Source organism: Paenibacillus sp. LRG-1 (assembly GCF_057220305.1).
This window is the reverse complement of record NZ_CM170126.1, coordinates 5999856-6011732: the sequence shown is the minus strand read 5'-3', so window position 1 is coordinate 6011732 and position 11877 is coordinate 5999856. Positions and strand designations below refer to the sequence as shown.

Annotated in this window: 11 protein-coding genes; all 11 read left to right on the top strand. The window is 49.0% G+C overall.

The window, feature by feature from the left end:
• The first annotated feature begins 2 nt into the window (after positions 1-2).
• The 11 genes from dnaB to ACUUJN_RS26645 all read left to right on the top strand — a co-directional run bounded on the left by dnaB (position 3) and on the right by ACUUJN_RS26645 (position 11813).
• The gene (gene dnaB / locus ACUUJN_RS26695; RefSeq protein ID WP_023991136.1) at positions 3-1361 is read left to right on the top strand and encodes a replicative DNA helicase; all 1359 of its coding nucleotides are present in this window, start codon (positions 3-5) and stop codon (positions 1359-1361) included.
• A 377-nt stretch (positions 1362-1738) separates the two neighbouring features.
• On the top strand, positions 1739-3025 hold the full coding sequence (locus ACUUJN_RS26690) for an adenylosuccinate synthase (protein WP_025723148.1): 1287 nt from the start codon (positions 1739-1741) through the stop codon (positions 3023-3025).
• Between the two features lie 204 nt (positions 3026-3229).
• Positions 3230-4054 (top strand): ABC transporter permease, encoded by an 825-nt coding sequence (locus ACUUJN_RS26685; protein WP_023991134.1) that lies wholly within the window; start codon positions 3230-3232, stop codon positions 4052-4054.
• Between the two features lie 53 nt (positions 4055-4107).
• Positions 4108-5139, top strand: coding sequence for an ABC transporter ATP-binding protein (locus ACUUJN_RS26680; protein ID WP_484669130.1), 1032 nt, complete (start codon positions 4108-4110; stop codon positions 5137-5139).
• A 98-nt stretch (positions 5140-5237) separates the two neighbouring features.
• Positions 5238-6407 (top strand): extracellular solute-binding protein, encoded by a 1170-nt coding sequence (locus ACUUJN_RS26675; RefSeq protein ID WP_025723151.1) that lies wholly within the window; start codon positions 5238-5240, stop codon positions 6405-6407.
• Between the two features lie 2 nt (positions 6408-6409).
• The gene (locus tag ACUUJN_RS26670) at positions 6410-7252 is read left to right on the top strand and encodes an ABC transporter permease (protein ID WP_023991131.1); all 843 of its coding nucleotides are present in this window, start codon (positions 6410-6412) and stop codon (positions 7250-7252) included.
• A 31-nt stretch (positions 7253-7283) separates the two neighbouring features.
• Positions 7284-8798, top strand: a complete 1515-nt coding sequence (locus ACUUJN_RS26665) for a hypothetical protein (RefSeq protein ID WP_484669129.1) — start codon at positions 7284-7286, stop codon at positions 8796-8798.
• A complete protein-coding gene (locus ACUUJN_RS26660; protein ID WP_076295144.1) occupies positions 8795-9262 on the top strand; it encodes a hypothetical protein in 468 nt (155 codons plus the stop codon). Before ACUUJN_RS26665 ends, ACUUJN_RS26660 begins: the two co-directional genes overlap by 4 nt.
• Positions 9255-10262, top strand: coding sequence for a CehA/McbA family metallohydrolase (locus ACUUJN_RS26655; RefSeq protein WP_076295145.1), 1008 nt, complete (start codon positions 9255-9257; stop codon positions 10260-10262). Before ACUUJN_RS26660 ends, ACUUJN_RS26655 begins: the two co-directional genes overlap by 8 nt.
• Positions 10263-10289: 27 nt before the next feature.
• Positions 10290-11006, top strand: coding sequence for a GntR family transcriptional regulator (locus tag ACUUJN_RS26650; RefSeq protein ID WP_484669128.1), 717 nt, complete (start codon positions 10290-10292; stop codon positions 11004-11006).
• A gap of 147 nt (positions 11007-11153) precedes the next feature.
• Positions 11154-11813, top strand: a complete 660-nt coding sequence (locus ACUUJN_RS26645) for a hypothetical protein (RefSeq protein WP_484669127.1) — start codon at positions 11154-11156, stop codon at positions 11811-11813.
• Positions 11814-11877 lie beyond the last annotated feature (64 nt).

The following is an 11877-nucleotide window of genomic DNA, read 5'->3' as shown; positions in this document are numbered from 1 at the left end:
TTATGGGCGGCGAATTTTTTGATCGGATTCCTCCGCAAAATCTGGAGGCTGAACAGGCGGTTATCGGGTCTATTTTGCTCCAGTCTGAAGCACTGATTACCGCAATGGAGCGGGTGCAAACCGAGGACTTTTATGATAAGGCTCATCAGATGATTTACGAAGCAATGATTGAGCTGGGTGAATCCGGACAGCCGATTGACTTGGTTACGCTGACCTCGAAAATTCAGGACAAGGGACAGCTAGAGGATATCGGCGGTGTCAGTTATCTGGCGAAGCTGGCTCACGGGGTGCCAACAGCGGCTAACGTGGATTACTATGCCCAGATCATTGAAGAAAAAGCGATGCTTCGTCGCTTGATTCGTGCAGCTACACAGATTGTGAGCGAAGGCTATAGCAGTGGCGAGGATGTCGCTGGTATGCTGAGCGATGCTGAGCGCAAGATTATGGAGATATCCAACGGGCGCTCAGGTAGTGGCTTTATTGCCATCCGCGATGTCGTGATGGAAGTGTTTGACCGCGTTGAATTGCTGCATCAGAACAAGGGCAATACGACCGGGATTCCGTCTGGGTTTGTTGATTTGGACAAGATGACGGCGGGTTTCCAGCGCAATGACTTGATCATTGTGGCCGCCCGTCCATCCGTAGGTAAAACAGCGTTCGCTCTGAATATTGCGCAAAACGTTGCAGTTCGGGCAAAAGAGACAGTAGCCATCTTCAGTCTGGAGATGTCGGCCGCTCAGCTCGTGCAGCGGATGATTTGCGCCGAGGCCAATCTGGACGCGAACGTCATGCGGACAGGTGAATTTAAAGGCGACGACGATTGGGCGAAGCTGACGATGGGCATTGCAGCCTTGTCAGAGGCGGAAATCTATATCGATGATACGCCCGGCATCACTGTGGCTGATATCCGTGCCAAATGCCGCCGTCTCAAGACGGAAAAGGGACTGGGTATGATCGTAATCGACTACTTGCAGCTTATTCACGGACGAGGCAAAGCAGGCGAGAACCGGCAACAGGAGGTATCCGAAATTTCACGGACATTGAAGCAAATCGCCCGTGAGCTTGAAGTGCCTGTAATTGCCCTCTCCCAGCTGAGTCGGGGTGTGGAGCAGCGTCAAGACAAGCGGCCGATGATGAGTGACTTGCGGGAATCGGGTTCTATCGAGCAGGATGCTGATATCGTGGCGTTTCTGTACCGGGATGATTACTATAATCAGGAAACAGAAAAGAAGAATATTATTGAGATTATCATTGCCAAGCAGCGTAACGGCCCGGTCGGTACGGTAGAATTGGTCTTTCTCAAAAATTATAATAAATTCGCTAATTACGAGCGTGCCCATTCGGATGCGTTCGCCGGATAACATATTAGTATCATTAGAAAAGGCTCTTTCGACGCGGATTTCGCGATCTCGAAAGGGTCCTTTTTTATAGGGTTCACGTATTTTCATATAAGGAATGAAACTCTCAATTACGAACAATACTATTTTCATGTAATATAATGTTCGCTTTTTATTTGACTTTAAAAAATGGTGCTGTTACACTTATAGTGCTGCTTCAACGCAGTGGGGAGAACATTACGCCCGGGGCTTTCCGAACCTACGGAATGTCTGCGACGGACGTTTTTTCCTGCTGTCCGAGAACGCTCCATATCTGCTCGCTCAGGCGGTTGAAGTTGGATATGCGTAGTGTGTCAGCTCAAAATCAGAGTGTCTGTGGGCACTCCACGGAGGAATGAAACATGTCAACTGTAGTCGTTGTGGGAACACAATGGGGAGACGAAGGCAAAGGTAAAATCACGGACTATCTGGCGGAAAGCGCTGAAGTGGTAGCCCGTTACCAAGGCGGAAACAATGCTGGTCATACGATTCTCATTGACGGTAAAAAGTACAAGCTGAGCCTGATTCCATCCGGCGTTTTTTATGAAGATAAAAAGTGTGTTATTGGCAACGGCATGGTAGTAAATCCAGCCGCTCTTATTGAAGAAATTACTTACATTCATGATAATGGCTTTTCCACAAAAAATCTGGTCATTAGTGACCGTGCACATGTGATTATGCCGTACCATATGACGCTGGATGTGCTGGAAGAAGACCGCAAAGGTCCTAACAAAATTGGTACTACCCGTAAAGGGATCGGCCCTGCTTATATGGATAAAGCTGCACGTAACGGTATTCGTATTGCTGATTTGCTGGATGCAGAGGAATTCGAAAAGAAGCTACGCCACCAAACGAAAGAAAAAAATCAAGTGATTGAACAAGTATACGGCGGCGAGCCATTGGACGTAGAAGAAATACTGAAACAGTATCTGGAGTATGCTGAATTTATCCGTCCTTATGTAGGAGATACGTCTGTCGTGTTGAATGATGCGATTGACGCAAATCAAAAGGTACTGTTCGAGGGTGCGCAAGGCGTTATGCTCGATATCGACCAAGGTACGTATCCGTACGTTACGTCCTCCAACCCGTCGGCTGGCGGCGTATGTATTGGTTCCGGTGTGGGACCGTCCAAGATTCAACAAGTCATCGGTGTAGCTAAATCGTACACAACTCGTGTAGGTGATGGACCCTTCCCAACTGAGCTGAACGATGAAGTCGGCGATTACATTCGTGAAACAGGTCATGAGTACGGTACGGTTACAGGTCGTGCTCGTCGTGTTGGCTGGTTTGACAGCGTCGTTGTGCGTCATGCCCGTCGTGTCAGTGGGTTAACGGGTCTTTCCCTGAACTCGCTGGACGTATTGACTGGCCTGAAAACGGTGAAAATTTGCACAGGTTACAAGTACCGCGGCGAGGTGATTACGCATTATCCGGCTAGCCTGAAAATGCTAGCGGAATGCGAAGCGGTATATGAAGAAATGCCAGGTTGGAGCGAAGACATCACTGGCGTGAAAACGCTGGAGGAACTGCCTGAGACTACACGCAATTACGTACAACGCGTGTCTGATCTGACAGGTATCCCAATTGCTATTTTCTCGGTTGGGCGTAATCGCGATCAAACAAATCAGGTGCTTCCGATTTATTTGTAGGACAAGAATGATATAGCTATTGATACATGTTCAAGGAGAGAGGCTGTTAGCAGCCTCTCTCTTTTTTTTATTCTGTGAAGTGTTAAATGGTTCCTCCCCCTTTACATAATCTTATCTTCCTTGTCGATTTGTGATAACAAACCCTCTCTATAATCCAAATAGAAAAGAGATTCGGACGTCTAGACGTCTTGAGAGGGATGAATTATGAACTGGTATCTTCGCTCACTCGGCACACGCAAAATTGTGGAATTCATCGTGCTTGTCATTTTCGTCATTTTTTTCCTGGGACCTCTGACCAACCTTCTCCTTTTGGCGGTTTCGGGAAAATGGCAATATCCTGCACCGCTCCCGCAGAGCTTGTCACTGGAATGGTGGAAGTTTGTACTTACCCAGGATGATGTACTCAGCTCGATTTCCCTATCCTTCTTGATTGCGATTACCGTTACGGTCTGCTCCATTATCGTATGTATTCCTGCTGCTTATGCCTTTGCACGAATTTCTTTCCCGCTCAGTAAGTGGTTTCTTTTCTCATTCCTGCTTACGCATGCTTTTCCGAAAATGGGTTTGTATGTGTCCATTGCCGTACTATTCTACCAATTCGGGTTGATGAACACCTTTGCAGGCATTGTGCTTATCCATATGGTAAACACGCTCATGTATATGACCTGGATTCCTTCCTCGGCCTTCCGCAGCGTACATCGTGCACAGGAGGAGTCAGCGCGGGATGCCGGAGCCGGACCATTTCGGGTGTTTTGGAAAATCACCTTTCCTATGGCGTTGCCCGGCATTGTGGTCGCCTCCATCTTTACCTTTCTTGCTTCACTAGATGAAGCACAGGGGACACTCCTTGTCGGAACACCGGACTATAAAACAATGCCAGTCATCATGTATTCCATCATTGCTGATTATCCGAGCACAACGGGCGCTGTTTTCTCTGTCATTCTTACTCTGCCAACGATCATTCTGCTATTGGCAGCCAAGCGTTTTGTAAGTGCGGATGTACTGGCAGGCGGATTTCAGGTGAAATAACGTAATTGGTCAAAAGAGGAGTTTGCAAAATCCTGAAAAAGGAGCCTAAGCTAATGCCCATTCAATTATCCATTCAAGAGTTAACCAAACGCTTCAAGACAGGAGACGGAGTCAAAGGCATTTCACTTGACGTGATGAAGGGAGAGCTGGTGACACTGCTGGGACCTTCCGGCTGTGGTAAAACAACCGTGCTTCGCTCCATTGGCGGCTTTTTGGACCCGGACAGTGGCGACATTCAGATTCAGGGTAAAAGCGTACTCAAGCTGCCGCCCGAAAAGCGTCCGACGGCTATGGTGTTCCAAAGTTATAATTTGTGGCCGCATATGACCGTGTATGACAACCTGGCTTTCGGGTTGAAGATTCGAAAGGTGAAGAAGACAGAAATTGACCGTCAGGTGAAGGAAGCGCTAGCGCTGGTTCGGCTAGAGAGGGCAGAGCGTAAAACGCCGGGACAGCTCTCGGGCGGTCAGCAGCAGCGGGTAGCACTCGCTCGGGCTTTGCTGCTAAAGCCTGATGTATTGCTGCTGGACGAGCCTTTTTCCGCGCTTGATGCCAAATTGCGCATGGAGATGAGAGAGGAGCTGCGCGATATCCAGACCCAGACAGGGATGACGATGGTGTTCGTCACCCATGATCAGGAGGAGGCGCTGTACATTTCCGACCGAATCGTCGTTATGAATGCGGGCCGAATTGAGCAGCTCTCTTCACCGCAGGAGATTTATGACAAGCCACAGTCACTTTTTGTAGCGGGTTTTATTGGCCGTATTAATTTATTAAAGGGGGTGAGCACAGGTCGCAGTGTCTCTGTGAGCGGAATACCGTTTGCACAAGAGCATGAATACACAGGTGAATCCATGGTTGGTGTAAGACCAGAGGATATTGTTCTGACGACGGAAGAAAATGGTTCTCTAGCCGGAACGATCAGACAAGTGATGATTCTCGGGCATTATGCGGAAGTTTCGCTGGATAGCGGTACCCATCATCTGAAAATGTTTGTGCCGCGTGAACGAGCGGCCGAGCTGCGCAGTGGAGAGCACATCAGCTTCAGCTTCAGTAAAATTGTTACTTTTCCATCAGCACAGTGAAGATTCACGATCAACCTCTATATCGCATCAATGTCCATCACGAACGCATCATCTGGTGATGCTGCGAACTTGTGCAACTATCTAAAGGAGGCAACAACGTGTTTGGGAAAAAGAATATGGGTCTGGTTTTGGCAGGGGTACTTAGTTTATCGTTGTTGGCTGGCTGTGGAAACGGCGGTAATGCCGCCACGGCTACAGGGGAAGCCAAGTCTACAAAAGCGGGAGCGGCTACGGGAACGACGGAAATTTCCTTGTACACTGGAGGGTCCCTGAACGTCAAAGAGCTGTGGGAAACGTTAATCAAGGACTTTGAAGCTAAAAATGATCACGTTAAGGTCAAACTGGTGTATTTGCCAGCAGGGACCGGAGGCGCATCTACACTGGATCGTCTGATCGCAGCCAAGAAAAGCGGACAAACCGATACAGATATCGACCTGTACGAAGGCAGTCTGGATGACATCACCAAAGGGGTAGGCGAGAAACTGTGGGAAACGGTGGATGCTGCCAAGGTTCCAAATTTGAAGAATGTTGATGAAACGTATCTCAAGCAAGTCAACAATCAGGCCATTCCATACCGTGCCTCTTCGGTTGTCCTTGCCTATAACAGTGCAAAAGTAGCAACACCTCCGAAAACAGCCGACGAGCTGTACACGTGGATTCGTCAGCATCCGGGTAAGTTTGCCTATAATGATCCGTCCACTGGTGGGTCAGGCAGCTCGTTTGTGAACACGGTTATCTATAATTTCCTTCCACCAGAGGCGATGAACAGTGATGATCCGGCAAATATGAAGAAATGGGATCAAGGCTTCTCACTGCTCAAGGAACTGGGCCCTTCAATGTACCAAAAAGGAGTCTATCCTAAGAAGAACCAAGGCACGCTTGATATTTTAGCAAGTGGAGAGGTTGACATGGTTCCAGCCTGGTCTGATATGGCGCTCGAGCAACTGGCTAAAGGGCTGCTTCCAGACACGGTGAAGCTGACACAGATCGACCCTGCCTTTACAGGTGGACCCTCTTATCTGATGGTTCCTTCGCTTTCCTCCAAAAAAGAAGCAACTCAGGAATTCTTGAATTATATACTGACGCCCGAAGCGCAAACGGTGGTTATTAATAAAATGTACGGCTATCCGGGGATTAAGTGGAATCTGATGCCAACGGAGCTGCAAGAGAAATTTAACAGTGTATCTTCTGGATACCGCAGCTTTAACAGCGGAGAGCTTCAGCAGGAAATCTACAAACGCTGGCAAAGTGAAGTAGCGGGCGGTTGATCATGAGTTCATTGTCCAAAAGGGGGATGCTGGGGCTTGCCCTGGTCATCCCGTCTTTTCTCATTTTGCTGGTCGTCGTTATTATTCCGATTCTCTATGCCGTAAAGGAAAGCTTGATTGATCAATATGGAACGGGCTACGGTCTGGCCAACTATATTCGGCTGTTCACGGAACCTGCCATGCGTAGAAATATCATGTATACCATTAATGTCACGTTAGTCTCGACGGCCCTTACTCTGGTCATCAGCTATGCTTTGGCGGTTTATCTGAGATTCGGTAAAGGGGTTGTCGTGAAGTGGATAGGTCGGTTGTATTTTATTCCGATGTTTGTTCCCGGTGTAATTGCAACGTATGCGATCATTACCATGTATGGTAATCACGGTTGGGCTGCACGTCTTTTGCTGCCGCTTGGCATTGAGACGATTCCGAGGATTATTTATGACTACAAAGGGCTGGTGCTGGCTAATTTGTGGTTCAACATTCCGTTCGCAACCATGCTGCTCAGCTCGGCACTTGCCAGCATTCCAAACGCTGTCGTCGAAAGTGCCAGAGATGCCGGAGCCAGCACGATGCAGCTGTTTGGGCGCTTTATTTTACCCCTTTCCTACAAAACGATGTGGGTTGCGGTGACCTTCATTTTCATGGGAATCATGGGAAGCTTTACGGCTCCCTTCCTGATCGGTGCCAACTCACCACAAGTGCTGGGTGTTGCGATGCAGCAGGTGTTTTCCAGCTATCAGGAGACGCATACGGCCAGCGCAATGGCAGTGTTTATGTTTCTACTGTGTTCTTTTATGGGCTACTTTTATATTCGGACAATGGTGAAGGATGCGGATGCCAGCTAGACCGCCGTTATACACTAAGGAGGTTACAGGGATGAACAGCCAAGCAGAGGTGCAAATTACCGGGTTTAGTGGGCGAGCGTGGGAAAAGGATCTGCTGGATTGCGGTTATCGGATTGCCTTACACAAGGCGGAGGTTGAGCTCAGTCCGGGAAACGGATTCCGGTTTACATTTTCCATGCCAGAAGACGGATACGCGGAGCTTGATCTGTTCGCCAGATCAGACAGTGACTGGGCTGCGACAGATCGAGAATCTGCCTTCGTACGTCTCTACCTGAATGAAGCCTATAATCAAGATGTCATTTTGTACTATGGTAGCAGTCAGGGAGTGTACACCCGTTTGTTGGGATATCTAAAAGAAGGCGATTATGAGGTCTATGCCGAATTCCGCGAACTGGAATCGGCTCCGCTTGTATCTCGAGCATGGATCGACGGGGTTGAACTGCGCTGCGTGGCTGATTCCTCTCCAAGATCGCTGATTTATCGCCATACCCCGCTTTTATATGGCCGTAATCTGTCACATCCTTATGAGAATCGCTTTACGGATACACCGCTTGTTTTGTTCTATTCCGTGGAAGGGAATGAGGAGAAGACAGTCATTGAATACCAGATGATGTTCAGCCATGAAGATGAGGGAACGCCCGCGCCGCTACTTATGAGCAAATGGGGAAGAACCACCGATATCGAATGGATGTACCGCGTAGAGCTAGATGCAGAGGACAATGTTCTGGAAGCTGTTTTCCAGGGGGCACATCATATTACGACTGCGTTTAATGGGAATTATGATCTGGGTGGGCATCCTGTTCTCCAATCCGCAACAACCAACGGAAACTTTAAGGATGACATTTCATCGGACTATCGTTTTATGCTGCCGCCTGCTTTCCATTGGAAACCAGAGGAAGAGCCACGTGAGGCGGTCATGAGTCGTTTTCCTTTTGCCTATCAGGTCACTGGGTGGGAGATGGAACGTCAGCAGGAGCTGGAAATGCCATCACAAGCGTCTTCCATTACACTTGCACACCAGCGTAGCTATGTGTTTATCCAGACTTCCAAACGCCCCTTGCGGGATTCAGGCAGAGAATTGTCTCCAGGGTTCAAGCCTGGCTTCAATCGGCGTGAGGAGGATGCCTGTGTCGATGTTCAGCTTCGTCTTCACGGCTCGGAGCAGTGGTATTCGTCGTGCCATCATGATCTGAGACTCGGGGAATTTAGAGCCGCTTATGAGGGGGCAGAGTCACATTTTTCTACCACGGTCAAGCTGTCTGGAGAGGCTGTGCTTGAGGATATAGCTGAAATCAGAGCCGTATTGCTGGAAGGCGGTGCGGACAGCATGGAAGTGGTCGGACTGTGTGCTTTTACGTTAAACGAAGATAATCTCCCGCAGTTTCCAGGTATTCGTACAGACCGGGTGATTGAGCTGACGCGGCTTCAACCCGTGGGTGTTTTGTGGGCGGCAGACAAAGACATGTCGGGTGATGAAGTACATACTGTGAATGATATGGTGAGACATGTTGTGGATGAACCGTCTAGCCAGGATGGGGAGTCATGAGCAGACTACTGTATGTGGAAGGAACGGTCGACAGAACCTGCACCCAGAGCCATATTACGTACTCTTTTCATATTCCACAGCCGACTGAAACGATCCGTATTCACTTCTCTTACACGCCCAAGTTATTGGAGGATCAAGAGCAAGCACGAGAAATCATTGAGGAAAGCATGAGCAAATACGGATACGACGAGCCGGGGCATTCATCCGATCTATGGAAGAAGTATATACCGCTGCAAAATTTATTAACGCTGTCTGTCGATGATCCTCTCCGTCACCGCGGAAATGCGCACCGTCCCGAGATGCAGCAGGAGCATTGGCTCGGTTCGTCTGCGGCTTCCCCGGGATTCCTTGCAGGAGATCATCCGCCAGGCATGTGGCGGATTACGGTCAGTCTGCATGCCGTTGTGACCGAGACGCTTGCCTACCAAATTCATGTATTGGGGGAGGAAGCAGCATATGCTTAAATGGATTCCAGCTGAGCTTCACACCCATACGCTTCACAGCGACGGCAAGCAAACACTGGAGGAGCTGGCCCAAAGTGCAGCCAATCTCGGGCTTGAATGTATCGCTATGACGGATCACAACACGCAATCGGCACTTGCGGATCAGGAACGGGTTCAGCGGCAGTTCGGTCTCCCCATCATTTCAGGGATGGAGTGGACGACCTTTTACGGGCACATGCTGACGCTTGGGGTTGACCGCTTTATCGACTGGCGTGTGCTGGGACCAGATGACATCCATGAGGGGATTCGGCAGGTGCATGAGCAGGGAGGCATTGCAGGGATTGCCCATCCGTTCAGGATTGGAAGTCCGATCTGTACGGGGTGCTTTTGGGAGTACACTATTCAGGATTGGCATGAGGTGGATTATATAGAGGTCTGGTCAACGCTTATGCCATCTATTAAGCGGGATAGCCAGCGGGCGTTTGCCATGTGGACCGATTTGTTGAATCAGGGGTATCGCATCACTGCGGTAAGCGGTCGGGACTGGCATGTATCTAAACCAGATGATGCGCTTCCGGCTGTTACGTATTTGGGTGTTCATGATGAAGCAGAAGAGCGAGAAGGTTTAGCAGGCCGGGCAGTTGATGCGATTCGCCACGGTTCAGTGTCAGTTACGATGGGACCGTTACTGACGATGTGGGCACAGATTAAGGGCAAAGAAAATCGTTATCACATCGGCGAATGTATAGAGCTGACTGTAGAGGATTCACTATCGGTGACGGTTCAATTGGATGTGGAAGCAAGAGCATCCCATTATAACCTCAAGCCTCAGAATCTTCGTCTTCTGCTGACAAGTAGTCATGGAATATGCTCCGAGATCCAGGTCCCTGCTCACACAGGAGAATATACGCTGTCATTGCAAGATCCGCTAGGAAAGGGCTGGATAAGAGCCGAGCTTTACGGCTGCATGGAAGACTGCGTGATGATGATTGCTTTTACGAATCCGATTTATATGGCTTAACACAATAGAAAGGCTGGGCTTCGGACGGTGTCAACAAAACAAGAGAACATAAAGCAGCTTATAGAAGAATATATGAAGGTTAATCAAATGGGTCCGGGGGATCGGCTGCCGTCGGAAACTGCACTTTCCCAATCGTTTCGTGTCTCGCGTACGACGCTAAGGGGAGCTATTCGCCAACTGGAATCGGAAGGTAAGCTACTAGTAAAACACGGGAGTGGCACGTTTGCTACTTGTCCGCTGCCGAGTATTCCAAGCTCGCTGGACCGCCTGTACAGCATCGGGGACATGATTCGTTCGGCAGGGTTACGGGAAGACGAGCAGCTGGAATCCATTCAGAGAATTTCGGTTTGTCCTCCTGATATTGCCGAACAGATGAGATTTTCCGAAAATGAGCCCATGATTGCCCTAGAGCGTACACGCACTGCCAACGGAGAGGCTGTAGCTCACTCTATAAACTGGATGCCAGAGAAATTAGCCGGTCCCATTCTGGAAGGTGACTCTTTTTCAGGCTCACTTTTTCAGAGTCTTGAGTTCAAAGCGGGGGTGCGAATCGTCGGAGCGTATTCCGAGCTTACCGTTCCCAACTATGACGACGCACATATGACACGTCTGCTGAAGCATCCGCAGGCTACGGTATTACTATTGAAGCAGCTTCACTATGATGAAATGAACAGGAAGGTGCTGTATTCTCTGGATTATGTCCGCAGTGACATTTTCCGTTTCTGGGTGCGTCGTACGCGCTGATTCAATCAGAATGTGGCATCTTCTATTGAATTGTGCTAGTTTTACATATTCCATGGGTTAAAAATCGTCATATCTCGTCAATACTGATCTATATGCACTTCATGATGATACACACATGGCAGGATGCGTATAAGGAGGTAACGGGATATGAGGTGGCTTGGATGGCTGCTCAAAAAAGGAATGACGGTGGTGTTGGTTAGCGCACTAACGCTGGCAGTGACAGGTGTAGTCGTTAATGCTTATGTTCAATCGCTGCTGCGGCAGTTTAACATTCAGCTCGATCATCAGCCCATATGGGGATTGGGTTGGCTAAAAGGCAGTGCGGGTACGGACCAAAGCACAAACACGGGGAAGAACAAGACGACGGGAAGTGGCTCGGGAAGTGTAACACCGCCTGATGATGCGTTGCCTGTCATGGGACAGGGCGTAGAAGAAAGCGGAAGTGAGGCTGGTGGCGCAGCCAACAATGGCAAGGTATCTCAGGAGGGAGCCACGTCGGCTGGAACAACTGGCAACGAGTCACGGAAGCAGGCAGGAGGTACAGCTACACCCGAAACGAGTATTGAAGGCCATGATTTAGTGATTACGCCCGACCATTTGACGGAAAAGAAGAACAACTTACCAGCAGCACAGAAGCAGGAAATTTTTGCGATTCTGATGAATAAGCTACCGCCGGAGGAGATGCAGAAAATATCAGCTGCGATGGAAGGCGGTCTCACCGAGCAGGAGCTTCAGGATATTCAGCAGGTGCTTGCGAAGTATTTGACCAAAGAGGAATATAACAAGCTGATGGATTTGCTTAAATGAGTATTTTGCAAAATCTTGAATAATAAACGATGAATTCATGGGAAATGTTTATGCTCAAAATAGG